At 34.7% G+C, this 26,839-nt stretch carries 29 protein-coding genes; 14 read left to right on the plus strand and 15 right to left on the minus strand.

Going from position 1 to position 26,839, the window contains the following annotated elements; translation table 11 throughout:
• Nucleotides 1-9 precede the first annotated feature (9 nt).
• From CHSO_RS25130 to CHSO_RS17295, 4 genes are all read left to right on the plus strand, one after another.
• On the plus strand, nt 10-711 hold the full coding sequence (locus tag CHSO_RS25130; RefSeq protein WP_052480637.1) for a YoaK family protein: 702 nt from the start codon (nt 10-12) through the stop codon (nt 709-711).
• Between the two features lie 4 nt (nt 712-715).
• A complete protein-coding gene (locus CHSO_RS17285) occupies nt 716-1,177 on the plus strand; it encodes a redoxin domain-containing protein (RefSeq protein ID WP_045498668.1) in 462 nt (153 codons plus the stop codon).
• A 3-nt stretch (nt 1,178-1,180) separates the two neighbouring features.
• Nucleotides 1,181-1,699: a DsbA family protein gene (locus CHSO_RS17290; protein WP_045498671.1), complete on the plus strand. Its 519-nt coding sequence runs from the start codon at nt 1,181-1,183 to the stop codon at nt 1,697-1,699.
• A 344-nt stretch (nt 1,700-2,043) separates the two neighbouring features.
• Nucleotides 2,044-2,865 carry an alpha/beta fold hydrolase gene (locus CHSO_RS17295; RefSeq protein WP_045498674.1) on the plus strand — a complete coding sequence of 274 codons (822 nt, stop codon included), beginning with the start codon at nt 2,044-2,046 and terminating at the stop codon, nt 2,863-2,865.
• Between the two features lie 205 nt (nt 2,866-3,070).
• On the opposite strand, the gene CHSO_RS17300 is transcribed toward CHSO_RS17295, so the two are convergent.
• Complete coding sequence (locus tag CHSO_RS17300; protein WP_045498676.1) at nt 3,071-4,111, minus strand: terpene synthase family protein; 1,041 nt, start codon at nt 4,109-4,111, stop codon at nt 3,071-3,073.
• A gap of 459 nt (nt 4,112-4,570) precedes the next feature.
• On the opposite strand from CHSO_RS17300, the gene CHSO_RS17305 reads away from it, so the two are divergent.
• Nucleotides 4,571-4,750: a hypothetical protein gene (locus CHSO_RS17305; RefSeq protein ID WP_045498678.1), complete on the plus strand. Its 180-nt coding sequence runs from the start codon at nt 4,571-4,573 to the stop codon at nt 4,748-4,750.
• Between the two features lie 188 nt (nt 4,751-4,938).
• Here the strand turns inward: CHSO_RS17305 and CHSO_RS17310 are convergent, their stop codons facing one another.
• From CHSO_RS17310 to CHSO_RS17345, 8 genes are all read right to left on the minus strand, one after another.
• A complete protein-coding gene (locus tag CHSO_RS17310) occupies nt 4,939-6,651 on the minus strand; it encodes an adenosylcobalamin-dependent ribonucleoside-diphosphate reductase (RefSeq protein WP_045498680.1) in 1,713 nt (570 codons plus the stop codon).
• A 41-nt stretch (nt 6,652-6,692) separates the two neighbouring features.
• Complete coding sequence (locus tag CHSO_RS17315; protein WP_045498682.1) at nt 6,693-8,060, minus strand: MBL fold metallo-hydrolase RNA specificity domain-containing protein; 1,368 nt, start codon at nt 8,058-8,060, stop codon at nt 6,693-6,695.
• Between the two features lie 111 nt (nt 8,061-8,171).
• Nucleotides 8,172-8,591: an Hsp20/alpha crystallin family protein gene (locus CHSO_RS17320; protein WP_045498684.1), complete on the minus strand. Its 420-nt coding sequence runs from the start codon at nt 8,589-8,591 to the stop codon at nt 8,172-8,174.
• A gap of 67 nt (nt 8,592-8,658) precedes the next feature.
• Nucleotides 8,659-9,039: a hypothetical protein gene (locus CHSO_RS17325; RefSeq protein WP_052480638.1), complete on the minus strand. Its 381-nt coding sequence runs from the start codon at nt 9,037-9,039 to the stop codon at nt 8,659-8,661.
• Between the two features lie 79 nt (nt 9,040-9,118).
• Nucleotides 9,119-10,171: a response regulator gene (locus CHSO_RS17330; RefSeq protein ID WP_045498687.1), complete on the minus strand. Its 1,053-nt coding sequence runs from the start codon at nt 10,169-10,171 to the stop codon at nt 9,119-9,121.
• A 21-nt stretch (nt 10,172-10,192) separates the two neighbouring features.
• On the minus strand, nt 10,193-11,383 hold the full coding sequence (locus tag CHSO_RS17335) for a PAS domain-containing sensor histidine kinase (RefSeq protein WP_045498690.1): 1,191 nt from the start codon (nt 11,381-11,383) through the stop codon (nt 10,193-10,195).
• Between the two features lie 133 nt (nt 11,384-11,516).
• On the minus strand, nt 11,517-12,392 hold the full coding sequence (locus CHSO_RS17340) for a universal stress protein (protein WP_045498693.1): 876 nt from the start codon (nt 12,390-12,392) through the stop codon (nt 11,517-11,519).
• Nucleotides 12,393-12,399: 7 nt separating this feature from the next.
• Nucleotides 12,400-13,770, minus strand: a complete 1,371-nt coding sequence (locus CHSO_RS17345; protein ID WP_045498695.1) for a L,D-transpeptidase family protein — start codon at nt 13,768-13,770, stop codon at nt 12,400-12,402.
• A gap of 570 nt (nt 13,771-14,340) precedes the next feature.
• On the opposite strand from CHSO_RS17345, the gene CHSO_RS17350 reads away from it, so the two are divergent.
• Together CHSO_RS17350 and CHSO_RS17355 are read left to right on the plus strand one after the other, a co-directional pair.
• Complete coding sequence (locus tag CHSO_RS17350; RefSeq protein ID WP_045498698.1) at nt 14,341-15,006, plus strand: BON domain-containing protein; 666 nt, start codon at nt 14,341-14,343, stop codon at nt 15,004-15,006.
• Between the two features lie 299 nt (nt 15,007-15,305).
• Nucleotides 15,306-15,782 carry a Dps family protein gene (locus tag CHSO_RS17355; protein WP_045498701.1) on the plus strand — a complete coding sequence of 159 codons (477 nt, stop codon included), beginning with the start codon at nt 15,306-15,308 and terminating at the stop codon, nt 15,780-15,782.
• 28 nt (nt 15,783-15,810) lie between these two features.
• Here the strand turns inward: CHSO_RS17355 and CHSO_RS17360 are convergent, their stop codons facing one another.
• Entirely contained in the window at nt 15,811-16,752 is a 942-nt protein-coding gene (locus CHSO_RS17360; protein ID WP_045498704.1) for a 1-phosphofructokinase family hexose kinase, read from the minus strand.
• Between the two features lie 228 nt (nt 16,753-16,980).
• On the opposite strand from CHSO_RS17360, the gene CHSO_RS17365 reads away from it, so the two are divergent.
• The 4 genes from CHSO_RS17365 to CHSO_RS17380 all read left to right on the plus strand — a co-directional run bounded on the left by CHSO_RS17365 (nt 16,981) and on the right by CHSO_RS17380 (nt 20,359).
• Nucleotides 16,981-17,643 carry a BON domain-containing protein gene (locus tag CHSO_RS17365; RefSeq protein ID WP_045502819.1) on the plus strand — a complete coding sequence of 221 codons (663 nt, stop codon included), beginning with the start codon at nt 16,981-16,983 and terminating at the stop codon, nt 17,641-17,643.
• A gap of 102 nt (nt 17,644-17,745) precedes the next feature.
• Nucleotides 17,746-18,510 (plus strand): MlaE family ABC transporter permease, encoded by a 765-nt coding sequence (locus CHSO_RS17370; protein ID WP_045502822.1) that lies wholly within the window; start codon nt 17,746-17,748, stop codon nt 18,508-18,510.
• A complete protein-coding gene (locus CHSO_RS17375) occupies nt 18,510-19,289 on the plus strand; it encodes an ABC transporter ATP-binding protein (protein ID WP_045498707.1) in 780 nt (259 codons plus the stop codon). Before CHSO_RS17370 ends, CHSO_RS17375 begins: the two co-directional genes overlap by 1 nt.
• 11 nt (nt 19,290-19,300) lie before the next feature.
• Nucleotides 19,301-20,359 carry an MlaD family protein gene (locus CHSO_RS17380; protein ID WP_084221018.1) on the plus strand — a complete coding sequence of 353 codons (1,059 nt, stop codon included), beginning with the start codon at nt 19,301-19,303 and terminating at the stop codon, nt 20,357-20,359.
• Nucleotides 20,360-20,397: 38 nt separating this feature from the next.
• Here CHSO_RS17380 and CHSO_RS17390 read toward each other — a convergent pair whose 3' ends face one another.
• A complete protein-coding gene (locus tag CHSO_RS17390; protein WP_045498709.1) occupies nt 20,398-20,958 on the minus strand; it encodes an inorganic diphosphatase in 561 nt (186 codons plus the stop codon).
• Nucleotides 20,959-21,225: 267 nt separating this feature from the next.
• On the opposite strand from CHSO_RS17390, the gene CHSO_RS17395 reads away from it, so the two are divergent.
• Nucleotides 21,226-21,477, plus strand: a complete 252-nt coding sequence (locus CHSO_RS17395; protein WP_045498711.1) for a hypothetical protein — start codon at nt 21,226-21,228, stop codon at nt 21,475-21,477.
• A gap of 182 nt (nt 21,478-21,659) precedes the next feature.
• Nucleotides 21,660-22,325, plus strand: a complete 666-nt coding sequence (locus tag CHSO_RS17400; protein WP_045498713.1) for a BON domain-containing protein — start codon at nt 21,660-21,662, stop codon at nt 22,323-22,325.
• 504 nt (nt 22,326-22,829) lie between these two features.
• On the opposite strand, the gene CHSO_RS17405 is transcribed toward CHSO_RS17400, so the two are convergent.
• The 4 genes from CHSO_RS17405 to CHSO_RS17420 all read right to left on the minus strand — a co-directional run bounded on the left by CHSO_RS17405 (nt 22,830) and on the right by CHSO_RS17420 (nt 25,811).
• Nucleotides 22,830-23,054, minus strand: a complete 225-nt coding sequence (locus tag CHSO_RS17405; RefSeq protein ID WP_045498716.1) for a hypothetical protein — start codon at nt 23,052-23,054, stop codon at nt 22,830-22,832.
• A 189-nt stretch (nt 23,055-23,243) separates the two neighbouring features.
• Nucleotides 23,244-24,395, minus strand: a complete 1,152-nt coding sequence (locus tag CHSO_RS25135; RefSeq protein ID WP_052480639.1) for a hypothetical protein — start codon at nt 24,393-24,395, stop codon at nt 23,244-23,246.
• A 175-nt stretch (nt 24,396-24,570) separates the two neighbouring features.
• Nucleotides 24,571-24,771 (minus strand): hypothetical protein, encoded by a 201-nt coding sequence (locus CHSO_RS17415; protein ID WP_045498718.1) that lies wholly within the window; start codon nt 24,769-24,771, stop codon nt 24,571-24,573.
• Between the two features lie 164 nt (nt 24,772-24,935).
• Nucleotides 24,936-25,811: a universal stress protein gene (locus CHSO_RS17420; protein ID WP_045498720.1), complete on the minus strand. Its 876-nt coding sequence runs from the start codon at nt 25,809-25,811 to the stop codon at nt 24,936-24,938.
• A gap of 160 nt (nt 25,812-25,971) precedes the next feature.
• Here CHSO_RS17420 and CHSO_RS17425 point away from each other — a divergent pair, with 160 nt between their 5' ends.
• Nucleotides 25,972-26,550, plus strand: coding sequence for a divalent metal cation transporter (locus tag CHSO_RS17425; RefSeq protein ID WP_084221019.1), 579 nt, complete (start codon nt 25,972-25,974; stop codon nt 26,548-26,550).
• The last annotated feature ends 289 nt before the right edge of the window (nt 26,551-26,839 follow it).

The following is a 26,839-nucleotide window of genomic DNA, read 5'->3' on the forward strand; positions in this document are numbered from 1 at the left end:
CTCGAAATAATGGATAATTCTGTCGTCAAAACAAACTCTTCCGTTTCATCTGAATCGATTAAGGTGCAAGAGAAATTAGCCCTATTTTTAGCTTTTATTGCCGGATATATCGATGCCACAGGTTTTATACAATGGAAAACGTACGTCTCTTTTATGAGTGGAAATACGACTTCATTGGGAACGGCCATTTCCACTGAGAAATCTGGAATCATTATTACATCAATTACAGTCATAAGTTGTTTTTTATTAGGAATTTATGCAGGAACCTGTCTTTCATTATGGAAGAGAATTAAGAACCCAATATTAACATTTTATATTGTTTCAGGAATTTTCATTTTCTATTCAATAATTGTTTATTTTTATGATATTAATAATGTATCATCTATTGCGATCATCGGATTTTCAATGGGAATAATGAACACGATTGTGACTTCTGTCGGAAATCAAAAAGTGAACACAGATTTCGTGACCGGAACTTTGAACAGCCTGGCAAGGAACACTGCCATGCTGATGATGACTGAAAATAAAAAAGAAAAAAAAGAATATACATCCAATACTGTTCATCTTTTGCTGTTGTGGATTGGCTTTTTATCAGGTGCATCTATCGCTCCTTTCCTACTCGATTATTTGGGAAAATGGACATTGATTTTTCCTGCTTTATTACTGATGACTTGCGGATTATTGCTCTCAAAAATTAACACTAAAAACTAATATTATGTTACAAAAAAACGATGTTGCCCCTGATTTCACATTGTATGCAACACCCGACCAGAAAATTACACTTTCAGAATTCAAAGGAAGGAATGTCATTCTCGCTTTTTATCCTGCCGACTGGAGTCCGGTTTGCAGCGACCAGATGGCTTTGTACAATGAAACTTTGAAGTTCTTCAAAAAATACGATGCAGAGATCTTCGGAATTTCTGTAGACAGCAAATGGTGTCACCTGGCATTTGCACAATCCAGAAATTTACATTTTCCATTATTAGCAGATTTTGAAGCTAAAGGAGAAACTGCTAAAAAATATGGTGTTTATGATGAGGAAGAAGGTGAATGTAAACGAGCTCTTTTCGTGATTAATAAAGATGGTATTATCGAATGGAGTTATCTGTCTCCAACGGCAATTAATCCAGGAGCAGACGGAATTTTAGACGCTTTAGAAACCCTTAACACAAAATAAATTATGTCACTAAAACCAGCCGTCAGCCAGACTGACCACGCACAAGGCAACTTAGAAGCCGACCTCATTATTGTAGAATACGGTGATTATCAATGTCCATATTGTGGTGCTGCTTATCCGGTTCTGAAAGAATTGATGAAGGAATATGGAAGTCAAATCAAATTTGTTTTCAGAAACTTTCCATTGTCTGAAATGCATCCATATGCTAGACCAGCAGCCATCGCAGCGGAAGCAGCCAATCTACAGGGGAAATTCTGGGAAATGCACGATGCGATCTATGAAAATCAACAATACTTGAACGAACTGTTTTTATTTAAACTGGCAGAGAAAGCAGGTTTAGACCTCGCTAAATTCAAAGAGGACATTCAGAAATCTGAGTTAGAAGCGAAAGTAGATGCAGATTTCGAAAGCGGCATTATGAGCGGTGTGAACGGAACACCTTCTTTCTTCGTGAATGGAAAGAAATTCGATGGTGGTGCGGAAGATTTGTTTGAACTTTTGAGGGAGAATACTGAGAGCTAACCACAAATCAAAGATTCGACGGTGTCAAAAGACAAAGAAGAACACTTAAGTTTTCTTTTAAAGTTGAACCTTATTTTACACCGAATCTGCAGCCCGACTTGAACGGAGCTCATTTTTATCATTGCGAATGCGGGAAAGTTATACAGATTGCTTCACTTCGTTTGCAATGGGAAAAATAGCGGGAGTGGAAGGCGGATAAAGCTGCCCAAAATAAAAAAATATCAAAAAATGTACGATATTAAACTAGATTAACGAGAAACAGATTGAACCATCCTACATTTGCTAAAGAATTAAGACAACAAAATATTAAAATAAATTAATCACAACATTCAAAAAATTAAATTATGAGCACACTACAATTAAAAGACGGAACAGAGATTTTTTACAAAGACCAAGGACAAGGACCGGTATTGATGTTTCACCACGGATGGCCTTTATCATCAGACGATTGGGATGCACAGGTAATTTTCTTCTTACAGAGAGGTTACAGAGTAATTACTCATGACAGAAGAGGTCACGGCCGTTCCAGCCAGAATATTTATAATCACACAATTGAACAATATGCTTCTGATGCGTCGGAACTGGTAGATTTCTTAGGATTGACAGATGTTATCCATATCGGTCATTCAACTGGTGGTGGTGAAGTTATCCGTTATGTTAACAAATATGCTAATGGAAGAGCTAAGAAAGCGGTTTTAATCAGCGCGGTTCCTCCGATTATGGTGAAAAGCGAAACTAATCCTGATGGTGTACCAATGGAGGTTTTCGACAATATCAGAGACCAGACTTTGAACAACAGAAACCAGTTTTATATTGATTTGACTATCCCTTTTTACGGCTACAACAGAGAAGGCGCAGAGGTGAAAGAAGGTATCCAAAGAAACTGGTGGAGACAAGGAATGATGGGCGGAATCGTGGCTCACTATGACGGAATCAAAGCGTTTTCTGAGACTGATTTTACTGAAGATTTGAAAGCGGTGGATATTCCGGTTTTAGTTCTTCACGGTGAAGATGACCAGATTGTTCCTATCGAAAATTCTGCAATAAAATCTGCAAAACTATTGAAAAACGGAAAATTAATCACATATCCGGGCTTCCCTCACGGAATGCCTACTACGGAACACGAAACAATTAATAAAGATCTTTTAGAGTTTATTGAGGCTTAGAAACTTTTGCTGCTCCAGAACTGGACCTGTTAGCATGGAAGTATTTATATTACAAATGTTACTGATTCTATCTCAGTAACATTTGCAATATATTAATTCTATAAATACATTTTTAGTATTATTGTCTTTTTCAGCTTGGAACAAGTAAACAGGAAAATTGAAAATAAAAGTTCATTTTCTTATTCTATTATTAGGTCTTAAGGAATTATTTTTTCACAAAACCACTGTGTGGAATATGAATATCCTCTCCTTCTCTACCATATTGTGGTATAATAAAAGCCTTGTGTTCATATCTTTTAGTTCCGGAATTATAATACCAGTTAGCACAGCCGCTTATCTGTAATTTAATGTGATATACGTGATCATAGGCCATGTTTTGAAATTCTCCAAAGTTCAGATACTGGATAGATTTGTGCAGATCATCCAGTTCCTGGCAATATTCATCATGCAGCTTCATGGCTTTATCACAGGCTTCCTGATAAGAAATATTTTCATGATGTCTTAAAATGAAAATAATATTTAAACATTCTTTTTCAATTTCAATTTCTTTCATTAAAGATGCAAAATCATTTTGAATGACAATAACTAGGGAAAGCAATTCTCTGCAGCGCTGTATAAGAGGATGATTATAAATATGCACAGGTAGAGGCGAATTAGTAGCCGGATCTATTAAATCACCATAAGGCCACATACCGATTGAATATTTTCTAAAAGAAAAATAATGCGCAAGTGAAGGATAAATTACTCTTTCTGATTGTTTGAAAGGTATTTCCTCCATCATACCATATACAATAAATTCATAGAAATTTTTGGATACTCGTTCTAACCAAAACTGAGGCATGCCATTGGCAATCCATTCTTTCCTTGCCTGTGCCATTTGTCTCAGAATGCCGATTTCACTAGGAGCAGGATCATTGCCCATCATTATTTCATAAACACGGTTAGCTTGAGCTTGTAGTTCAGCAGCAGGTGTTAATCCAAAAAAATCATCAAAAATCGTAATGTAGATCATTAATCTTGCACAGGGACGCATCCGTGCAACACTATCACAGGTTGGATTCATATAGGTGGCAACTCTGGATAAGAATTGCGGCTTACATCTTTTTATTCCTTCTTCAGAAATAAAAGTGTAATCATTATCATACCAGTCTTTTTCCTCTTCATCAAAGGCATTGGCAATAGGACTTTCAATTGTTTCCCATGGATATTTACATCTGGGGATCACTAGTTCTTCTCTTATGTTCATAGGTTTAGTTTTTAAATTAATAAAGGATATGGTGTTGGTTTACTTTTTAAAAATTGCATAAATAATTTCAATCCCAAGCTAATTATTATAGAAAACATAATCTTTAATTTGGTAATTGGTCAATAACGGTACTTTACTCAGGGGGATAACTCAATTGTCTGTTTGGACAATACTAGTAAACTAATAAATCATAAGATGATTTCAATTTTCAATTCTATTGAAGAGGATATTTTTTATATTTAACAACTTGGTGGTTAACTTTTTGTGATATTAGTTTCTATTACTAAAGTAAAAAATTATTGAATACAATTTAAAACTTTAACACTTTTAAGTGAAAAAATATTTTCACTGATTCACGATTCCTTATGAAATAATTTACAGACTTATATCACACAAGAGTTCTGGCATAATAACGGAGGAACAGTGATGATTCCGTAAGATTTTCCCCACAGCTGGAGTATGGATTTTATGAATGATACGTTGAAAAACGGAAAAAGATCGGAATCTTTAATAACCCGAATTCGGGATCATAAAATTAAGGATAATAGGCTGGAAACTGGAAGAGTGAGGTCGGAAATTACTATCAGAGCTACAATTTCTGACGTTGCCGTAAAATTTGATGAAGCAGCCTTTAAATGAATAATACATTACAGGGTTGTAAGTGTTTTTTTAACCTCAACTCACTTCCCTCTCCCAGCTCCAGGCTTCCTTACTTACTAAAAACAGAAATGACTACTTTTGATTAGTAGTGAAAATAGGAAGTCTACAATATTGAATCCATTTTGAAGTAATAAAAAATAATTTTTAAATTATCGTACAGCATCTATTCAACACCCTGTAACATTGCATTTCTGTAGTACCTGACCTGCTCTGCTACCATAACGATACACCGTTATCCCTTTAAGTCCGTATTTATAAGCAGTTTTATAAATATCTGAAATATCCTGTACCGTAGTCTTTTCAGGGAGGTTAATGGTCTTAGAAACAGCATTGTCAGTATATTTTTGAAAGGCTTTTTGATGTAATAAATGATATTGCCACGGAATATCTAAACCTGTCTTAAAAACAGCAGCTATTTTCTTAGGAATAGCCTTCACCTCATTTAAATTTCCCGTTTCTATAACAACCTGCTCCGTTTCTTTATTCCATAAATCCAAATCTTTCATTTTTTGAATAAATACATTATTGATCTCAGTTTGGGTTTTACCTCCTAAAATACCCATTCGTTTATAAGCCAATGCAAATAAAGGCTCTATTGAATAAGAAGTATTAGCGATAACCGAAATAGTTCCAGTAGGGGCAATACTGTTGCAGGTGGCATTTCTCATCTTTCTATTGGAAATTCCAAATTTACTGAGTTCCCAGCCTGGAAAAGTACCTCGTTCCAGTGCCAGTTTCTCTGAAGCATTATAACTTTCTTTCTGAAAAAACTTCATGAGTTTTTCTGCTAATACCAAGGCTTTTTCAGATGCGTATGGAATATTTAATAGAATAAGCAATTCTGCCCAGCCCATCAATCCTAACCCTATCCTTCTGGAGTGTAAAGTAGTGATCTTAATTTCCGGCAGTGGATAATGATTGAGTGTAATGACATTATCCAGAAAACGGATTCCAATATGAATAATCCGGGATAATTCAGCCCAATTTATTTCATTTTTCCCATTATTACATATTGTTATTTTTGAAAGATTAACTGAGCCCAGATTACAGCTTTCATTATCAAATAAGGGAACTTCGCCGCAAGGATTAGTTGCCTGTATTCTACCGAGATCAGGTGTTGTATTGGAATTGTTAATGGCATCGAGAAAAATTAATCCGGGATCACCTGTTTTCCAAGCTTCCCCTACCATCAATTCCCAGAGTGATTTTGCAGAGATGATTCGGGTTACTTTTTCAGTATGCGGATTAATGAGCTGCCAATCCGAATCCTCTTCTACTGCTTTCATAAAAGCATTGCTGATCCCTACCGAAAGATTAAAGTTTTCTATGGATTTCTTATCCGATTTTGACATGATGAATTCTTCGATATCCGGATGGTCAACATTTAAGATCCCCATGTTAGCTCCCCTTCTTTTACCTCCCTGTTTTACATATTCAGTTGCAGCATCGTAAATTTTCATAAAAGAAACCGGACCGGAAGATTCCCCTTGGGTAGAACTGATCAGATCTCCTTTGGGACGAAGAGCTGAAAAATTAAACCCAGTACCTCCTCCACTTTGGTGGATTAAAGCCGTATTTTTAAGGGTCGTAAAAATACTTTCCAAACTATCTTCTATGGGCAATACAAAGCACGCACTTAATTGAGCATGGCCACAGCCCGCATTCATAAGTGTTGGTGAATTAGGAAGAAATTTCAGTTCACTCATTACTTTATAGAAAGCTTGGCTCCATTTGGCGGTATCTTTTTTTTCGCAACCGGAAATATATTCTGCAACCCGTTTGAAGAGGGCATCTGGAGTTTCTATTACCATACCTTTATCATTTTTCAGAAGATAACGGTCTTCCAGAATTTGTATGGCATTTTTGGTAAGAAGTTCCATAAAGTAAATTTTAAATCAATTAAACAATATCATCCTTTATCTCAACAGATCACTTCCCTATCTTTCATCAAAATTTTAACAGGTATTTTCAAATCTGTTTGAATTTTAACTCGTAATGCTTCTTGTGCAGAGGGTTCGCCATGAACCAGCATGATTTGTTTAGGGGGATTCTCATATTTTTTTATCCATTCCATCAGTTCAGATTGATCCGCATGGGCAGATAATCCCGTTAATTCTACTATATTTGCTTTTACCGGATAATATTTTCCATGAATTTTTAACTCATGAGATTCATTAAGCAATGCTCTTCCGCGAGTACCTTCTGCTTGAAATCCAACAATCAGTACTGTATTCCGGCTGTTTCCTATATCATGTTTTAAATATTCAAGCACGCGTCCTCCTGTCAACATACCGCTTCCTGCAATTATTATTTTACTTTGCTTATCATAAACGATTTCCTGAGTATTCATATACTCTCTATTAATATTGACATGCTCAATAATATCCAACCATTTTTCTTTAGTTACAGTGGTATATTCTGCGTATTCAACCATAATATCTGTTGCAGAAGCAGCCATAGGGCTATCCAATATTATGGGAAGATTATATGGAATTTTGTTTTGTTCCTTTAGCTGGGAAAGAATATAAATAACTTCCTGTGCTCTGCCAACGGCAAAACTTGGAATAATTATATTTCCATGGTTTTTAACAGTAAGATTGATCCAATGCTCCAAAGTATCATACAAATTTGTATTGTCATGAAGCCTGTCTCCGTATGTTGATTCCATCACTAGAAAGTCTGCTTTAGTGAAAAAATCGGGTGGTGGGAGAATAGCACTGTGGCTTCGCCCTATATCACCTGAAAAAATAATAGTTTTATCAAAACATACAATTTCTACGGAACAAGCTCCAATGATATGACCACAGGGCTTGAATCTGCACTGTATGTGATTGCTTAATTGTATGCTGATATTTTCCTTAACAGTAAAAAATTGTTTAAAAGATTTTTCAGTATCATTTATCGTGTATAGGGGTTTTGCAGGATTATGCTTGGTATAATGATGATAGTTTGCTTTTTCTGCATCCTCTTCCTGTAATTTTGCACTGTCAAGCAAGATTAATTTTGCCAGTTCCTTCGTGGGTTCAGTCATATAAATTTTACCTTTAAACCCGTTTTTTACAAGAAGGGGAATATATCCGCAATGATCCAGATGGGCATGGGTAAGAATGACAATATCTATTTCTGCTAAATCGATATTTAAAGATTCCCAGTTTTGTTCACGCAGCGATTTTACCCCTTGAAACAATCCGCAATCGACTAATATGGTAAGCTCGGAAGTTTTTAGCAAATGCTTGGACCCGGTAACGGTTTCCGCTCCTCCAAGGGATTTTATAATCATAGTATCCATCTCTTTATTTTTTTATAAACCTGTTGCTCATTTGAAAATAATCTTGATGAAACGACATTTAAATAAATTTTAAAATGAATAACAGGTTTTATGAATTAATAGCGAAAGAAATCAACGTATTTTAATTTCTTTTACTTCCTTTTTATCCAGATTAGTTTTACTGATCGTAATATTTAACAATCCGTTTTTATAATTGGCTTTTATATGCCCCAAAGTGATGTTTTCCGGTAAACGAAAACTGCGGGAAAATGAGGAAGCAGAAAACTCTCTTCTTACAAAATTTTCTTTTTCTTCTTTTTTCTCCACACTTTTTTCAGCGCTGATAATAAGTGATCCGTTTTCCACTGCTACCTTAAAATCTTTTTTCTTGAATCCCGGAGCTGATACTTTAAGCTTATAGACACCATTTCTGTCAATGATATTAATGGTTGGTTCCATTTTCATTGATTCATCTAAGAATCCGTCATTTTTCCAGAAATCTTCTATCACATTCTCCAGTGGAGACTGATTGGTTTTTTCTAAAGTTTTCATAATAAAAATTATTTTAGTTTGATACTCCAAAGGTATTATTGACCCAGCATGCAGACCATGATCTCAGTTAGGTTTTGATATGATCATGGTCACTTTTTTCCCAACCATTTAAGGTTTCAATAATCAAGGAAACCGCCAGTCTTGAATCGGCACATGTAATAATATTATATTGTATTCCTGAATTTATAATAGTTGATAAATCAGTAAAAAACTCTTCTACCGATCTTAGAATGATGTATTGTATTCCCAATGAAATAAGTTTCAGGATAAAACTATGTGAAAGCTGATTTTCCTGACTCATGATAATGACAGCATCTTTTGCCTTTGCAAAATGAACTGTATTTTCATTCAAATGATCTGTTATGATGGTAATCGTATGTGTTTTACGATTAGCCAACGCAAGAAGTTCTTTTTCTTCTTGATTTATGTTATAAACTATCACTTTCATAATGTCTGTTGAATAATCAAATGTATTGAACTCAATAGAACTATTCAATGTATAAAATCATTATAAAAAGTGATAGATATTAGTTTTTTAATTTCTGAAGACGTGAAACATCCAGTATCGTAATCCTGCCTGCATTTCTATCTATTAAATTTTCTTCTTTAAAATCACTGAGAATCCTGCTTACCGTTTCAATAGCCATCCCCGCCATGGAAGCAAGGTTTTCTCTGGAAATCTCAAAATTTTCAGAATCTCTATATTTACTATGGAGTTTAAGCAGTATCTCTGCCATCCTTTTTCGTACTGAAAAATAGGCAAGCTGCAATAGCTGCTCCTCATGACTAATAACATTCCCGGCAAGAATTTTAATAAATTTTTCTGCTACATCCGGGTATTTGTAAAACAATTGATCAATAACTTCTCTGGGAACTGAGCATAGGGTGGCTTCTTCCAAAACTTCTGCTGTTTCTTTGTATTCTTTTCCGGCAAATAATGAAGTAATGCCAAAATAATCTTCAGCGCCATATACTCCTGTCATAAATTCCTTTCCGTCTTCTGTCATTTTTGTTGTTTTTACAGAACCGGATATCATTAAATACGCTGTATTGGCCACATCTCCTTCATAATATATAACCTGCTTTTTTTTAAAAGACTTAATTTTTCTTTCATTAAAAGCTTTTTGCAGTTCATCCAGTCCGTGTGATGCCTGAAATAAATTGGTAATTTGAGTAAGATTGGAACTATAAATACTTCTCTGACGTTCTCTTTTTTTCAGACGGCTTTCTATGGCACTCAGAAGTTCTATATCGTCATAGGGTTTTGTAAGATAATCATCTGCCCCCATTTCTATCCCTTTTCTTATCTCTATCCTATCCGCTTTTGCCGTTATAAAAATAAAAGGAATAAGTGCAGTATCCTCTCTTTTACTCAAAAGATGCAGTACACCATAACCATCAAGCTCCGGCATCATAATATCACAGAGTATAATATCCGGAATATGTTTTATGGCCAGATCTATGCCTTGTTTACCGTTAGCAGCCTGATATACTTCGTAGTTGGCAAGCTCAAGGATCTCAGAAGTACTTTCACGGATGTCTTCATTATCCTCTATGATCAGTATCTGTGTTTTTTTCATCTCAACTTAATTGGAATATTATTATAAATTTTTAGGAAATGATAAAGTAAACTCAGTTCCTTTACCAAATTTACTTTCAAAATGTATGCTTCCATTCATAAGACTTACATACCGATGCACAATATTAAGGCCTAGGCCGGTTCCGGGAATATTCCCTATATTATGAGCCCGGAAAAATGGCTGAAAAAGAGCCGAATGATCATGTTCAGGTATTCCTATTCCATTATCTTTTACTGAAAAGAGATATTGATTTTCTTTTATTTCTGTGGAAAATTCAATCAGTGTATGTTCTCCGGAATATTTTATAGCATTACTCATCAGGTTAATCAGACAATTCTTTAATAAGTTTTGATCCAAATTTATTTCACTTTCTGATCCTGAGTGCTGGTAAATTATAATTTGGTCTTCTTTGGTGACCAGCTGCATTTCTTCCGTAAGTTCTTCTGAAAATTTAATGACATCAAATAAGCAATGATTGGGTTTTACAATCCCTGCCTCCAGCCTTTCCAATGAAAGAAAATCATTGAGAATACCGTTCAGACTCCCAATAGCTGTTTTTATTTTTTGAAGGTGTTTTACAATATGAACACTGTCCGAAACCTGAAGATATTTCTCTATCAAAATAACAGACAGCTGCATGGAACTTAGAGGAGTACGAAACTCATGGGATGCCATTGATACGAAACGGCTTTTCATACGGTTAAGTTCTTTTTCTTTTTCCAGAGATACATTCGATTCTTCCTTTGCCGCTTCCAGCTCATACAACATTTTTTTAAGCGATTTTGTACGGTCTTCGACTAATTCTTCCAGTTCCATCGTATAATTTTTAAGAAACTCTTCTGCTTCTTTTTCTTTAGAAAGATCATGGATAAATCCTGTGTAAATAATCCTTTCCTGAAACTGAACCTCACTTACAGCAAGCCTGAAAGGAAACTGTGTGCCATCTTTTCTTAAACCTTTTACTTCTCTTCCTTTTCCAATGATTTTTTTTTCGCCGGTATTCTGATAATTAAGTAAATAACCATCGTGCTGGCTTCTGTCTGGCTCTGGCATTAATACTGAAATATTTTTTCCAATTAATTCTTCTTCTTTGTAGCCAAATATTTTTAGGGCAGAGGGATTCAGTTGTTCTATTCTCCCTCTGTCATCAATAGTTATAATACCGTCAATAGCCGTTTCAATAATGGCTTGTAACAGTTTGGCACTTTCCATAGTTATCGTATTATGCATCTATATAAAGGTATAAATTTTAGCATAATGAACATATATAATCTATGAAAAATGTTTTCATATTCAACATTAGCTGTATTTTAGACAACTATTTTCAATAATTCATTTCAAAGATTTAAAAATTAACAGTACCATTTTCAGGAATGGTTAATAATGGAATCTCTAATTCGGAAGCCTGTCTTGTGGCATGACTTCCCAGAAATAGTCTTTTGAAAAAACTTTTCTCATGATGTCCCATCACCAGCATGTCGATGTCTTTGTGTTTTAATATTTCCAAACCGTAATCTATATTTTCGCTGTATATACAGTTGTAGCAAATTTTACCATCCAGGTTCTTTAAAAACGCCTCTTTTTTATGCTCATAATCAGCATCCTGAATCACATCATTATCGCTCTGAACAATATGGGTAATTAAAAGCTCGGCATCAAAATATTTGGCAAATTTAATTAATAACTGAGCTGTTTTTATGTCTTTTTTATTCAGATCCGTAGCGAAAGCGATCTTCTTCAACCCTTTGTATTTATGGTTTAAGGGAATTAATAGAAGCGGATACTTTGTGTTTTCTATCATCTGTATGCTGTTGCTTCCGAAAATAAAACGGGTAAGCATCCCTGCACCCTGCATCCCCATTACAATAAGAAGCGGCTTTTTATCGGCTGCCATATTGTTGATCACATGAATAGCATCACCTCCCTCGCATCCATAGTGTATTGAAGGATGAAAGGGAAAGGCCTCATCACCCCATAATTTTTTTTCTCTGTCTTCCAGCACTTTTACCAGCTTTTTAAGTTCTTTTGTATTTTCATCCTTTAAAGCCGGATATTCATACAAAGACCAGGCAGTCTGCCCAAGCATTGGACTTTCAATCGGTAAACCAAAGGCATGGCACAACTCAATATTGGATTTCAGGGCATTGGCTAGATGCAGAGCATAAAAAGCAGCATTCTTAGCTGGCTTTGAGTAGTCTGTGGGTACTAAAATCGTTCTCATAATCTGATTATTTATTTTGATTAAACATATTTTCTAATGAATCATCTAAATGGTAAATATCTTTATATAATACAGGCTTTCCATCTATTATAAGACAGGTCAGATAGGTTATAATAATAGGAACAGGTTGCTTCAGAACAAAATCTTTCCTTTTATACTCTGCCATTGCATTTTCTAAAATAGGGATCTTATTTGCAGAGCCATCGTTCTTTAACATGAGAGAGGCAAGCTTTTCAGCATTCTCAACCCGAATGCACCCGTGGCTCAAAGCTCTTTCTTCTTTATTAAACAATTGTTTCTGAGAAGTATCATGGAGATATATTCCATAAGAGTTTTCAAATCTAAAAACCACCGCTCCTAATGCATTATCACAACCGGATGATTGCCTTACACTATATCGATAAGGATTTTGACGGATCTCTTTCAGTTTTGATGAACTTATTTCAACTTGATGACCACTCTTATCATAAATCGAATAATGATGGCTCTCTAAATATTGAGGACTTTTTAAGATTTTAGGCAACATTTCTTTTACGAAAATGCTTTGGGGGACCTTCCAGTCTGGCGCTGTTGTAAAATAATTAATACTGCTCCTCAAAACTGGCGTTCTGGTAGTTGGTTTCCCTATAATCACCTTAAAATCAAACACAGTATCCTGATGATAAAGTTTCAAGGTATAGGAAGGAATATTTACCAGAATATAGGTTGTATCTTTTGTATCAATCCATCGTAATCGCTCCATATTGATCATGATTTTTTCCATTTCCGTTTGTGAGGCTATACAGTCATTTTCCGCATAGAGAGCACTTAAATAGTTCTGAAAGTCCGTGTAAGCTTTTATTTTAGGCTGAACCTCGAGGATTGTCTTGAGGAAATCTTTCTGCTGCCTTGCATTCGTTAATATATCTTCGGATCGGAATCCATTAACATCATTTGTATCAATATATGATGAATCATACAAAGGGTTGTATTTTCCAAAATGCAGATTATTGATGAAAGAGATAAGAGCATCCGTCATCAGAATATCGAAAACGGCTTTTTCGTTTGGATTCTTTTCTGCAGGAGTATCCCGCAAATTCCTTAATTTCTGAAGAGAAATGGCATCCCAATGATAATCAGATAAAGACAGTCCAAATTGATCGGAATACTCCAGCAGTAACATTGCAATTTCAGACTGATCTGATTTTTGTGCATTTATCCATGCACATTCAGAGTTATTTCTGGCATAAAACCTCATGACCGATTTGGGGTAATGAAGTTTTGAGAGTGTAACATTGTCTTTAAGTGAAGAAGCAATCTCCTGCGTTGTTTTCAAATCCTGAGCTTGTGTGATTACTGCAAAGCAAAGAATAATGGTAAATGTTAAAAAAGCTTTCATAATCTGAAATTTATACCACAAATTTCCAAATTACCTTACTGTTAAATAATGACTGCCATCACTAAAAATAATGATACAGCTATACTTTAATCTGTTTTTGGTCAAAGCTCCCTAAACACTTACTACAGGTAAATTAATTAAAAATTTCGCGCTTCTAAGAATTTGAATTGATGAACTGACCAGCATCATTTTTCGCAGTGATGCCTATCATATTATTTCTCATGCAGTTGGGCGACCTTTGGGATGAATTAATCTAAAACATAATCATGAATAAATTACAATATCACCATCATTAAAAAATTTATAGTTGAAACTAAAATTTACTTCATTAATCCTTGTACTGGAAGCTCATAGAAGACAGCTACATTAATCCCAATCAAGGCGCTGAATCTACCATCAGTTATTTAATGGCAAGGCTGACCATGGAAAAAACTTGTATATCAGCGGAAGAACATCCGCAGACAACAATACAAAGTCGCTTCAGTAAAAAATGATATAAGAATTTGATGCAATTATAAAATTCTTCCAATTAACAAACTTTAAATATTTATTAATCCAAAAAAAATTAAAATGAAAACAAACTCAAGATTACAAAAGGATGTTCAAAATGCCATTAAATGGGAGCCTTTATTAGACGCTGCTGAAATTGGCGTGATCGCAAAAGATGGTGTAGTTTCCCTTACCGGCATAGTCGACAGTTATGCAAAAAAAGTTGAGGCGGAAAATGCCGCAAAAAAAGTTGGCGGGGTTAAAGCAATAGTTGAAAACATTGAAGTAAAGCTTCCAAGTTCATGGACAAAAGCTGATGCCGAAGTCGCAAAAGAAGTATTGGACGCCTTAAAATCCAATTATTCTATTCCTGATGACAAAATAATGGTAAAAGTTGAGGATGGCTGGGTTACTTTAGAAGGTGAATTACCTTGGCATTACCAAAAAGAAGAGGTAGAAAAGGTAGTAAAATATCTTACCGGCGTAAAGGGCTTGATCGACAAAATTAAAGTCAAATCAGAATTAGACGATGCAATACAAAAAAAAGATATTGAAGATGCACTGAAAAGAAGCTCAATTTATGATAGTGAAATTAAAGTATCTGTTTTAGGAACTACAGTAACTTTAACCGGAACAGCAAATTCTTTATATCAAAAAGAAGAGGCAGGCCGCATTGCCTGGAAAACTCGTGGTATATGGAATGTAAAAAATGAATTAGAAGTTAACTATGAGTATGATTTTTATTAATCTCTGATTAATTCTTGACCTGTGGAAGATAATTCCCTCCACAGGTCAAGAATCAGCTCTATAAAATTCGAAAAATAAGATGGCTAATGCAATGGTTAGCTCAGATAGTATTATTATAGCTTTCTATAACACGGGAATATTACTATTTGCAGGTTTTATATGACTACGAAACACAAATATGCCCTTATTACCGTTTATAATTACTCTTACTCTGGAACAATTGCGACGGAGATAATCGATAAAGAAATATCAGTCTGTAAAATATCAGATATTAAGAAACCAATACCTCTAATCAAAAAATGAAAATACAAATAGGAATCGATGAAAATCATCGTAAAGCAGTTGCTGATAAACTGATAAAAATATTGGCAGATGAAAACATCTTATTGATGAAAACAAAAAATGCCCATTGGAATATTGAAGGATCTGATTTTAATGATAAGTATAAATTTTTTAAAAATCAGTCTAAGCAATTAGATAAAATCATAAACAGTATTGCCAAAAGAATACGTTCTATTGGCCACGTTGTACCTGCAACTTTACAAACCTACCTGAGTTTAGCGCATCTAACAGAAAAAAATAGAGAGGAAAACAACAGTGAGGTTTTTATCACAGAGTTGTTGGAAGATCATGAAAGTCTTATTCTTATACTTTGTAGACATATCATAAACTGTAAGGACGACTTACATGACATAGCAACAAGTCATTTTATAACTCGTCTCTTAGAAACCCATCAGAAAATGGCCTGGCATTTACGTTCATTTATAACAGATTAAAGGATGTTATTACAGGTTATAAGAATAACTATTCTGAGGAGTGCTTTATTTCAATAAGTAAGTGCTCTGTATTTTCCTTTGTAAAAAGTCCTGTTCCTTCCACCATTGTAGTGGCAGATCCACAAGCTATACCCATTGACAGAACTTCTTTATAATTTCCACCTTGTATTAAAACGGAAATCATTCCGGCTACCATACTATCCCCGGCACCAACAGTGCTTTTCACTTCTACATCTGGTGCCGCAATTTGAATTTTTTCAGTTGCTGAAAATAAAACGGCTCCCTGAGCCCCTAATGATACTACCACAACCTCAGCTTTACCCTGAGAAATGATCAGTTGGGCAGTTTTATCTATATCAATTTCTTCCAGCTTTTCTTTTCCTGCTAAAGAAGCTAGCTCTCCTATATTGGGCTTTAATAAAAACACACCTTCTTCCGCAGCTATTTTGAGAACCTCCCCAGAAGAGTCCACAATTAACTTACTGCCTTTTGTCTTGCACCGGTTAATAAGTTGTTTCATAAACATCCGATCAACCCCAACAGGAAGACTGCCGCTGATTACTACAAAATCAGCCAATTGATCCATTACCTCGATGCTATTTAAAATTTTCTTTTGCTCGCCTTCTGTTAAAGGCTCTCCAGGGAATACAAACCTGTATTGTTTTTTATCTGAAATATCTGAAACAGTAAAATTTTCCCGCGTTTCAGCCTCAACATAGAAAGGCAATACATTCAGTTGCTCTACTTGAAGTAAATCTTCCAGCAACTTGCCGGTTCTTCCACCCGAAGTAAAAAAAGCATCTGATGATATCCCCAACCTCTTTAATCCTCTGGATACATTAATTCCACCACCACCGGCTTCATACTTAGGAGAGTTACAACGCATTTTTTTTTCAGAAACTATATTTTGAACACTGCTGCTTTTATCTACCGACGGGTTCAATGTGATTGTTAGAATAGATTTTTTCATTTTTATTATTTTAAAATTACCAAATTTCAGCATTATAAGTTTACCGACCCCCGTTTTAGAGATTATGTTTATTCCAATCCGAAAACAATACTCTTACCTATTCAAATTTCCATAATAAAGGACAGTTTACCAAATATTCACTCTGATGTACATCATATTTCACCGTGATATGCATCATATTATATTCTCTATGGTTTTTGGAACTTTGAGATATAAATGTACAGCAAAATGAAAACAAATGAAGAATTACAAAAAGATGTTCAGGATGCCATCAAGTGGGAACCTATGTTACAATCAGCAGAAATTGGAGTTATTGTAAAGGATGGGATTGTTTCATTAACGGGTACTGTTGACAGTTACGCAAAAAAAATACAGGCTGAACATACCGCAAAAAATGTTTTGGGAGTAAGAGTACTGATAGAAAATATCGAAGTAAAATTACCCGATCCCCGGGTAAAAACTGATATTGAAATAGGCCAAGAGATTATTGCCGCATTCAAATCAAACACATTTATTCCTGAAGATAAAATAATCGCAAAAGTAGAAAAGGGATGGGTAGATCTGGATGGTGAAGTAGCCTGGAACTATCTGAGTGATATTACAGAAAATGCAGTAAAGTATCTTCCAGGGGTTAAGGGTATTTATAATAATATCATCATCAATCCCGAAATCGAAAACACCGTTGAAAAAAGTGATATTAAAAAAGCACTGAAGAGGAGCGCCATAGATGATAGTGACATTAATGTATCAGTATCGGGAGCCATAGTGACATTAACCGGAACAGTACATACTTGGCAACAAAGAGAAGAGGCAGAACGTATTGTCTGGAAAACACCGGGCATACAAAAAGTGAAAAATGAATTACAGGTAGATTATGAGTACAATCTGTAATCGCTACTAATTTTTAAAGTTCCGGGCTATAAATTTTCACTTATCATTTTGTGAATATTTCTAAAAAATAGTGGATAGTTGAACTATATAAAACATCACAGTGTGGAAAGATATTTAAAAAAGCAGCTTACTCTTGTAGGTAGTATAACTTCATTCTCTCTCCGTTTTTTTAAAGAAATTTTTAAGCCGGGGTTTGAGTTTAAAGAGTTTATAAGACAATGCTTTACTGTTGGCTACCAGTCTTTACCGCTGGTTACGATAACAGGATTCATCATGGGACTGGTACTTACTATACAATCACGCCCTACTATGGCAAGGTTTGGAGCCGAATCCTTAATCCCCAGTATGGTTTCTTTGTCATTAATAAGAGAGATCGCCCCGGTAATCACAGCATTGATCTGTGCAGGAAGAGTCTCATCAGGTATTGGAGCAGAACTGGGTTCTATGAAAGTCACCGAACAAATTGATGCCATGGAAGTATCTGCCATCAATCCCTATCGCTATCTCGTGGTAAGCAGAACCCTGGCCACAACATTAATGATCCCTCTCTTAGTAATTTATACTGATTTGATCGGAATAATTGGCGGTTTTATTGGGCTTAATATGCATAGCGAAAGTAATTTAGTGCATTATTTTTCTCATGTTTTTGAATCCCTCGAATATGTAGATATACTGCCGGCTATTATAAAAACTTTTTTTTTCGGTTTCTTCATCGGGATTATTGGATGCTATGAAGGATTTAATGCTTCAAGCGGGACAAAAAGTGTAGGAAAAGCAGCAAATTCAGCAGTTGTTTTAGCCTCACTTATGATATTTATCATTGATTTGATAGCAGTACAGATAACCGACCTATTTTTTGAATTATAATGAAGAATACTGAAAATTTGCCTGCCGTGAATGATCAGCCGGCAGCTGTTGCACCCCTGATAGAATTTAAAAATGTCTATAAATCTTATGGAAACAATAAGGTTTTGAACGGCATAAGTTTTACGATTGAAAAAGGAGAAAATCTTATCCTATTGGGAAGATCGGGTTCGGGTAAATCTGTAGCTGTTAAATGCCTGGTAGGACTCACTAAAGTTGACAAAGGAAATATAATCATAAAGGGAAAAGATATCACAAAACTCAATGAGGATGAGCTTAACCAGATCCGAATGAAAATTGGCTTCCTATTTCAAAACGGAGCCTTATATGACTCCATGACTGTGAGAGAAAATTTAATCTTTACATTACAGCATAATAATAAGAATCTCACAGATCAGGAAATGGAAGCTGCCGTTATAGAAGCATTGCAAAATGTAGGATTAGAAGAGGTTATCGATCAATTGCCGGCAGAACTGTCCGGCGGAATGAGAAAAAGAATAGGATTGGCAAGAGCATTAATTATTAAACCGGAAATCATCATTTATGATGAGCCTACAGGAGGATTAGATCCTATTACAGCTCGTGAAATCATTGATCTTATCCGAAACATCAAAATTAAATACAATACTGCCTCTATTATCATAACCCATGATCTGATTTGTGCAAAGTACACCGGTGACAGGATTATAGTACTGAAAGATGGCATCATTAAAGCTGAAGGCAGTTATAATGACATAGAAAACAATACTGATAATTGGGTAAAATCTTTTTTTGAAAAATAAACATAACAGCCATGAGTAATGAATCATCAAACAACTGGAAATTGGGAATTTTTGTCACAATAGGTGTTCTCCTTTTTATAATTACCGTCTATTTTATTGGGGTGAACAGAAACCTGTTTGGCTCTAATTTCGTTCTGCGTTCAGAGTTTAAAAATGTCAGCGGGCTAAAGCAAGGCAGTACGGTTCGTCTATCCGGAATTAACATCGGAACAGTCAGCAAAATAGATTTTGTTTCAGATTCATTGGTTCTGGTAAAGCTATTAATCGAAAAGGATGTTCAGAAATATATAAAAACTGATGCTGTTGCCAGTATAGCATCAGACGGGTTAATGGGCGATAAAATTCTTATTATTTCTCCCGGTACCACTTCCACTACCATCGTGAAGGATAATGATATGATTGCCTCTTATAAAACTATTGAAATAGACGATATCTTTTCCAGTGTAAAGAAAAGTGCTGATAATACAAAAGCAATTACCGATCAGCTTGTTGAGTTCAGTGCAAAAATGAATAACAAAAATAGCCTGTTGACAAAAATAATGACCGATCAGGATTTTGCGGCAAGAATAGACAAAACAATAGAAAATCTGCAAACGGGTTCCAACGAACTGGTACAGTTCACCACAAAATTGAATAATAAAAACGGAACTGTTGCAAAAATATTTACCGATACAAAATGGGCGGACAATATTGAAAAAAGCATTTCTAACCTACAAAAAAGCTCTGGTGAGATAAGTATTTTCACTTCAAAACTCAATAACAAGAATAATATACTCTCTCAATTATCATCCAACGACACGCTGGCAATTTCATTGGATAAAACCATCCGCAACCTTGAAAAAAGCTCCGATGAGCTCATAAAATTCACGTCAAAAATAAATAATGACGAGAATGTTTTATCTAAACTCATTAACAATCCTAAACTTGGAAAATCTGTGGATTCTACCATCGTTAATATTGAAAAAGGGGTCGGTGAATTGAGAGAAATAGAAGCCGCCGCCAAAAATAATTTTTTACTGAGAGGTTATTTCAATAAAAAGAAAAAAGAAGCCGAAAAACAAAAAAGATAGTTAATAGCAGATATAAATTTTATATAAACGAAATGAACTTACTCGTTATTTTTTATTTTAGGCTTAATTTCATTCATATACATCGATAGACTTTCTTCAATACAAGAAAAAGCTTCCTTTTTGCCTTTGATCCCAAATACCTTTACGGTTTTTCCCTCCAATTTTTTATATTCTTCAAAAAAATTCTGAATCTCATTTCTGGTATAAACAGGAATGTTTTCAATATCTTTGATATGCTTCAAGGATGAATCATTTTCGGCCACCGCCAGTATTTTATGATCCTTTTTGTCTTCATCGGTCATTTCCATGATCCCAACAACTCTCGCATTCACCACAGTTAACGGTACGAGACTTTCTGAACATAAAACAAGAATATCTAATGGGTCTCCATCAGTGTAATAAGTCTGCGGGATAATACCATAATTGGCAGGATAATACATGGAAGAAAAAAGAATTCTATCTAATCTGATGAATCCTGAGACCTTATCAATTTCATATTTCGTATGACTACCGCTGGGTATTTCAATAACAGCCGTTACTATTCGAGGAATATCGTCTCCTGGAGAAACATCATGCCATGGGTGCTGGTTTCCAATCATTATTTCTATATTATATGGTTAAATTGATCTTTCATTACTTTTCAGTTAAATGAAGGGTACCCCTCAAGAGAGTACCCTTTTTTGTAAGAAAAATGTTTCAAACAAAGATTACATATTCAGTGAAGTTTTCCTGGTTCTGAATTTATTACTGTAAATTTCCAAAATATCTTATTGATAAATAATGACTTTGATCATTTAAAAACATGATATTGCTAAATCAGATAAAAATGAGTTATCAGCCACTACCCTTTTCTGTAAAATTATTTGATGCTTAATTATGTCTTAACTCTCCTATTTCTTTTTATTAATATAACCCGAGTTCGGGATCATAAAATTAAGGATAATAGGCTGGAAGCTGGAAGAGAGAGGCTGGAAGTTACTATCGGAACTACAATTTCTGACGTTGCCGTAAAATTTGATGAAGCAGTCTTTAAAGGAATAATACATTACAGAGTTGTAAGTGTTTTTTTAACCTCAGCTCACTTTCCTCTCCCAGTTCCAGGCTTCCTTACTTACTAAAAACAGAAATGTCTTATCCCGAACTCAGGGTAAATAGACTATTAAAAATAAACATTATATCATTGAATCTAAAACCAATAAAGATTAAATTTTCATATCTGATCAGTATCAAATTTCATCGTGATGCATATCATAGTATTTTCTACAAAGTTTCTGGAATTTTGGATAAGAAATAACATATTATGAAAACAAATGCCCAGCTACAAAAAAGTGTTCAGGATGCCATTACATGGGAACCATTATTACACGCTGCAGAAATTGGAGTTACCGCAAAAGACGGTGTGGTTTCTCTTACAGGAATTGTTGACAATTATGCCAAAAAAATTGAGGCGGAGAAAGCTGCAAAAAAAGTAATTGGAGTAAAAGTATTAGTAGATAATATTAAGGTAAAAATTCCAAATTCCTCATCAAAGACCGATATTGAAATTGCTGATGAAATTGTTAAAGTTTTTAAATCAAATGTATTAATTCCTGAAAATATGATCAAAGTAATTGTTGAAGACGGGCAAGTAACTTTAGAGGGTGAAGTGCTGTGGGATTATCAAAGGGAAATGACAAAAAACGCACTCTACTATCTTCCAGGAGTGAAGGCCATCATCAATAATATTAAAATCAAATCAGAAATAATAGATGCTATTAAACAAAAAGATGTTGAAAATGCAATGAAAATGAACTGGGTGGTGTATGATAGTGATATCCATATAAAAGTAGCCGGCACCACCGTTACTTTAACAGGAACTGTAAATTCCTGGCATCAGAAAGAAGAAGCTGGTCATATTGCCTGGAAAACTCCGGGAATACAACATGTGGAAAATAATTTATTTGTTGATTATGAATATTCTAAATAACCCGAGTTCGGGATCATAAAATTAAGGATAATAGGCTGGAAGTTACTATCGGAGCTACAATTTCTGACGTTGCCGTAAAATTTGATGAAGCAGTCTTTAAAGGAATAATATATTACAGGGTTGTAAGTGTTTTTTTAACCTCAACTCACTTCCCTCTTCCAGCTCCAGGCTTACTTACTAAAAACAGAAATGTCTTATCCAGAACTCAGGTTAAATAGTTCATTTATTTGTCTGTTTATACAAATCGTGACATGAATATCGAATAAAAACAAAAGACTGTCCTTTTCAGACAGTCTTTTTAAAGTCTCATCTATTGTATAACCAACAAATGCAATCATATAAAGGTTTCTTAAAACCTAGCAAGGCTTTTCAGACAACCTCTTAGCGGCATTCATAGCAGCTATAAAGGTTTTGAACACATTTTTGGTGAGTGGCCGATTATGAAATCTTGAATTCTAAATCAAGATAGAATAGATCAATTTAGATTTTTGAACAAGATATCTATTAATAAAGGATTCTTTCATCCCATAAGTTTTTAAAAATTATACTTGAACGTATAACAACATTGTCTTCAAAAAGCAGATATTGGTATTTTCTTTGCCAGCGATAACTTCTGCCCAGATATAAAAACCATTCATCAGAATTAAAATCGTATTTTAAATCTTTTTTTACTATTTCTAAAACCTCTTTTTTGGTTTTGCCGGCAAGATGGTTATATATTTTCTTCATAATATGAAAAACGACAGCCAGACTAGATCTGTAAATAGACCCTTACAAACTACTAACTGGCTGAAGGTATAATTAATTAAATAAAAGGTATCCAAAAAAGTCATACTGTATTGTTACCCATTGCAGGCTAGTACATCAACAATTTCGCACTACCATACACAGAGTAATATAGGCTTCAATGCAGCAGAATTAATCTTTTGCCTGAGAAATCCGCGTTATGCTGTCTATCGTTATATCCATTGCTGTATCAGATTTTATTTTAAAAGTGTATCCACTGCCTATAGATAAAGAATCAGCAACAGTAACCAGATAAAAAACTAGATTTCCCGTAGTTACACCGTTTGGCGCAATAGCTGTTTGGTCAATAGAAAATGTTGAAGGAGGAACCGGGTTTAATAAATTAATTGTAACAAATCCTACAGAACCATTATTTTTATTGCTGTAACTTGCAATAACCCGCCATGTATGAACTTGCCCTGCAATAGGATTTTCTAAAAATCGGCCATTCGTCTGATTATATATATCTCCTACAACAGGAGTTCCAATATTTTCTGGCCAGCTGGTTGTAGGAGAAGAGGAAAAATCCGTCAGAATATTTACAGGGCCCTGATAGGCAATATTTTCATACGTATTCAGAGGAACCCCACCAGAGGTTTTAAATGCAAATGTAGGTTTTACTCCGGCTCCGCTATTCATCTTAACAACTCCTTCATTAGCTGTTGTTAATGTTTGTGAAGAAATAACGGTACTCCACTGAATCCCATTAAAGTATCTCAACGTTTTATTGGTAGAGTCATAAATAATCATTCCGCTCACAGGTGAGTTTACATTAGCCGGAGGGTTTGCATTTCTGGGCAATACAATGGTAGAGTTAGCAGATGAAACATCAAGAATACCTTGCGGCGTTGTTGTTCCTATTCCAATTTTACCATTAGTATCTATTCTCGCTATTTCCGTGGCATTTGTTTTAAAAACCAAAGGCTGCAGATTAGTAGTTCCGATAAAGTCTGTAGAAGAAATAGAATTCCCGTTTGTTTTCCAGACCGGAGATAAGGATGAATTCAATGTCTGTGAATCTGTTAGCTTAGTCCAAATAGTACCATTACTGATATAAACACCTGGAGTTACATCATTAGCCGTCGCCGTGTTGTACACTAGCATTCCGGCATTAAATACTCCCGAACTTGTAGAGTTTAAGGCAACTCTATTCAACAGAAGACCTTTATTGGTTGATGCTAATTCAAGATCTGAATTAGGATTTGGTGTTGTTGTATTTATTCCAACTTGGGAAAAATACAAACTAGAGAAAATGATCCCGATAAATAAATTAAATCTTTTCATGGTTGTTTTTTTATGGTTAAATTAATACACAGCATAATTCACTAGTATTAAATCACTTATTGCGAATACAATAGTTCATACAGTGACTGCTTCTATTTTAAATACATGACAAATTTATTAGTGAGCTGATGACCAGAAAATGATACAGATCATTGATGAACATGATCTCCATCAATTATTCACCAAGAAATGAATAATAAACTAAACCATGTAAGGTTTTGTTATTTCCAGCACTATTCTTCCGTTGATATGCTCCTTCTTTCGTCTCTTCAAATACGGCATTGGGATCTTCAGGCCGGACCGCTTTAACGGTTGCCTTTACTTTCCGGTGGAAGGCAAATACAATGGCTTGCTCCCTATCTTTACTTGTTCCCACAATTAAGAATTTTAGAAATGGAACAGGGGTGAGTTTTGCTAAGGAAAATTATTAAAATTAATACCACAAAGGCATAAAGAGGATAAATTTTAAGACTATGGCAGTGATTTCATTTTAAAATGCTTGTAACCACTAAATCCTTTTTATTTCAATGATTTGAATCTTTAAAAAGGCAAGTTTCCATTTTCAGGAATTATTAATAAGGGAATTTGCAACTGATCGGCTTGTCTGGCTGCATGGCTGCTATTCATTAAACGATCAAAAAAACCTCTGTGCTGATGCCCCATTATTAACATATCAATATCTTTTTCTTTCAATATGTCTAAACCATCATCTATATTCTCACTGTAAATACAGTTATAACAGATGTTCCCGTCTAGATTTTTAAAAAAAAATTCTTTTTTATGCTCATACGATTGGTCTTCTATACTATCATTGGCATTCAACGAAATATAAGTAATCAAAAGTTCAGCATTAAAATACTTGGCAAATTCTATTAATGATTGAGCTGTTCTGACGTCTTTTTTATTCATATCCGTAGAAAAAGCAATTTTTTTCAACCCTTTATATTGATGGTCTGATGGAATTAAAAGAAGCGGATATTTTGTATTTTTAATCATTCTAACACTGTTGCTGCCAAAGATAAAACGGGTAATTGTTCCCGATCCCTGCATGCCCATCACGATAAGTAAAGTGTTATTATTGTCTGCTGTATTATTAATTACATAAACAGCATCACCTGCTTTGCATGAATAAGATATTGAAGGATGAAAAGAAAATGTATCTTCTCTCCATAAAACCCTTCCTTTATCTTCCAGTGCGTTAGCCAGCTTTTTTAGTTCTCTGGTATTTCCTTCCATAAGTTCAGGATAAGCATCTAATGGCCAAGAAACCTGACCAAACATCGGGTCTTCTGCCGGCAGCGTAAAGGCATGACATAATTCAATATTCGCTTTCAGAGTATTACCCAAATGTAAGGCATAATATGCCGCATTTTTGGATGGTTTTGAAAAATCGGTGGGCACCAAAATTGTTTTCATTGCTGTATCTTATTTTATATTAATTTTCTCTTCCAAAACATTATCAAAATGATCCCTATTTTTATAAAATACAATTTCCTTTTTTATTAAAAATGTCCGAAAGACTTTCATGATCTGTAATTTAATACTGTAAATTTCCTAATTATAATAAGTATAGATAATGATCAAAGTCACAAAAAAAAATGACTTAATTAAGCGGCATATTCCCAGTCAGTATGGTACATTGATAGTTAGCGGAACTGTACTGCATACAAGCGGCATAACAGACATTGGCAGTGCGGCAGATGCAGCAAAAGCACTGGAACCTCTGGTATATTCTTTTCCAAATTCCGGACTCATCTCAAAAATTATATTTGTAACAGGGATAATTGGTCTGGATATACTAGCCGTACCAGCACTCTCAGCCTCTGCATCATACGCTGTTTCCGAAGCCCTCAACTGGAATGCAGGCTTAGGGTTCAAATTTAAAAAGGCAGAAGGTTTTTATATGGTTATAATTATTTCTACCCTTATTGGTCTTACCATAAATTTCATTGGTATTGATCAGGTAAAGACTCTTGTTTATAATGTTGTACTAAACGGAGTTGCTTCAGTACCGTTGTTGTTTCTTATCGTAAGACTATCTACAAATGAAAAGATCATGGGTGAGTTCAAAGGAGGCTGGCTTTCTAAAGGGTTACTGTGGGCAACTTTTATCTTCATGGCTTCCGCCTCTATTGCTATGTTTTTCACTATTTAAGATCAAATAATCCATGACAAAAATAACAATACTTAGCACTTATGAGGTACTCCGAATATTCTTAATAAGGTGATAAATTTCAAAACATAATACAGAAAGAACAGCGGACACAAACAAATTACATGATGGGAAAGTATAGTCAAAAGCCATTGAAAGAATGATCTTTATACGCTCAACATTCAATAGCAATGGTCTTATGATAAACCAATCAAAAGCTAAGCAGGAAATTTATAGAGACCGCTCTTAGCTCTATCATAAGCTTTTTGGAAGACTTCTTATATAGGGATAA

This window comes from Chryseobacterium sp. StRB126 (genome assembly GCF_000829375.1).
Taxonomy (GTDB): Bacteria; Bacteroidota; Bacteroidia; order Flavobacteriales; family Weeksellaceae; genus Chryseobacterium.

What these genes read in the sequence shown, in the direction of transcription:
- CHSO_RS25130 (WP_052480637.1), top strand. Translation starts at nt 10, where the DNA reads ATGGATAATTCTGTCGTCAAAACAAACTCTTCCGTTTCATCTGAATCG.
- CHSO_RS17285 (WP_045498668.1), top strand. Translation starts at nt 716, where the DNA reads ATGTTACAAAAAAACGATGTTGCCCCTGATTTCACATTGTATGCAACA.
- CHSO_RS17290 (WP_045498671.1), top strand. Translation starts at nt 1,181, where the DNA reads ATGTCACTAAAACCAGCCGTCAGCCAGACTGACCACGCACAAGGCAAC.
- CHSO_RS17295 (WP_045498674.1), top strand. Translation starts at nt 2,044, where the DNA reads ATGAGCACACTACAATTAAAAGACGGAACAGAGATTTTTTACAAAGAC.
- CHSO_RS17300 (WP_045498676.1), bottom strand. Translation starts at nt 4,111, where the DNA reads ATGAACATAAGAGAAGAACTAGTGATCCCCAGATGTAAATATCCATGG.
- CHSO_RS17305 (WP_045498678.1), top strand. Translation starts at nt 4,571, where the DNA reads ATGGATTTTATGAATGATACGTTGAAAAACGGAAAAAGATCGGAATCT.
- CHSO_RS17310 (WP_045498680.1), bottom strand. Translation starts at nt 6,651, where the DNA reads ATGGAACTTCTTACCAAAAATGCCATACAAATTCTGGAAGACCGTTAT.
- CHSO_RS17315 (WP_045498682.1), bottom strand. Translation starts at nt 8,060, where the DNA reads ATGGATACTATGATTATAAAATCCCTTGGAGGAGCGGAAACCGTTACC.
- CHSO_RS17320 (WP_045498684.1), bottom strand. Translation starts at nt 8,591, where the DNA reads ATGAAAACTTTAGAAAAAACCAATCAGTCTCCACTGGAGAATGTGATA.
- CHSO_RS17325 (WP_052480638.1), bottom strand. Translation starts at nt 9,039, where the DNA reads ATGAAAGTGATAGTTTATAACATAAATCAAGAAGAAAAAGAACTTCTT.
- CHSO_RS17330 (WP_045498687.1), bottom strand. Translation starts at nt 10,171, where the DNA reads ATGAAAAAAACACAGATACTGATCATAGAGGATAATGAAGACATCCGT.
- CHSO_RS17335 (WP_045498690.1), bottom strand. Translation starts at nt 11,383, where the DNA reads ATGGAAAGTGCCAAACTGTTACAAGCCATTATTGAAACGGCTATTGAC.
- CHSO_RS17340 (WP_045498693.1), bottom strand. Translation starts at nt 12,392, where the DNA reads ATGAGAACGATTTTAGTACCCACAGACTACTCAAAGCCAGCTAAGAAT.
- CHSO_RS17345 (WP_045498695.1), bottom strand. Translation starts at nt 13,770, where the DNA reads ATGAAAGCTTTTTTAACATTTACCATTATTCTTTGCTTTGCAGTAATC.
- CHSO_RS17350 (WP_045498698.1), top strand. Translation starts at nt 14,341, where the DNA reads ATGAAAACAAACTCAAGATTACAAAAGGATGTTCAAAATGCCATTAAA.
- CHSO_RS17355 (WP_045498701.1), top strand. Translation starts at nt 15,306, where the DNA reads ATGAAAATACAAATAGGAATCGATGAAAATCATCGTAAAGCAGTTGCT.
- CHSO_RS17360 (WP_045498704.1), bottom strand. Translation starts at nt 16,752, where the DNA reads ATGAAAAAATCTATTCTAACAATCACATTGAACCCGTCGGTAGATAAA.
- CHSO_RS17365 (WP_045502819.1), top strand. Translation starts at nt 16,981, where the DNA reads ATGAAAACAAATGAAGAATTACAAAAAGATGTTCAGGATGCCATCAAG.
- CHSO_RS17375 (WP_045498707.1), top strand. Translation starts at nt 18,510, where the DNA reads ATGAAGAATACTGAAAATTTGCCTGCCGTGAATGATCAGCCGGCAGCT.
- CHSO_RS17380 (WP_084221018.1), top strand. Translation starts at nt 19,301, where the DNA reads ATGAGTAATGAATCATCAAACAACTGGAAATTGGGAATTTTTGTCACA.
- CHSO_RS17390 (WP_045498709.1), bottom strand. Translation starts at nt 20,958, where the DNA reads ATGATTGGAAACCAGCACCCATGGCATGATGTTTCTCCAGGAGACGAT.
- CHSO_RS17395 (WP_045498711.1), top strand. Translation starts at nt 21,226, where the DNA reads ATGCTTAATTATGTCTTAACTCTCCTATTTCTTTTTATTAATATAACC.
- CHSO_RS17400 (WP_045498713.1), top strand. Translation starts at nt 21,660, where the DNA reads ATGAAAACAAATGCCCAGCTACAAAAAAGTGTTCAGGATGCCATTACA.
- CHSO_RS17405 (WP_045498716.1), bottom strand. Translation starts at nt 23,054, where the DNA reads ATGAAGAAAATATATAACCATCTTGCCGGCAAAACCAAAAAAGAGGTT.
- CHSO_RS25135 (WP_052480639.1), bottom strand. Translation starts at nt 24,395, where the DNA reads ATGAAAAGATTTAATTTATTTATCGGGATCATTTTCTCTAGTTTGTAT.
- CHSO_RS17420 (WP_045498720.1), bottom strand. Translation starts at nt 25,811, where the DNA reads ATGAAAACAATTTTGGTGCCCACCGATTTTTCAAAACCATCCAAAAAT.
- CHSO_RS17425 (WP_084221019.1), top strand. Translation starts at nt 25,972, where the DNA reads ATGATCAAAGTCACAAAAAAAAATGACTTAATTAAGCGGCATATTCCC.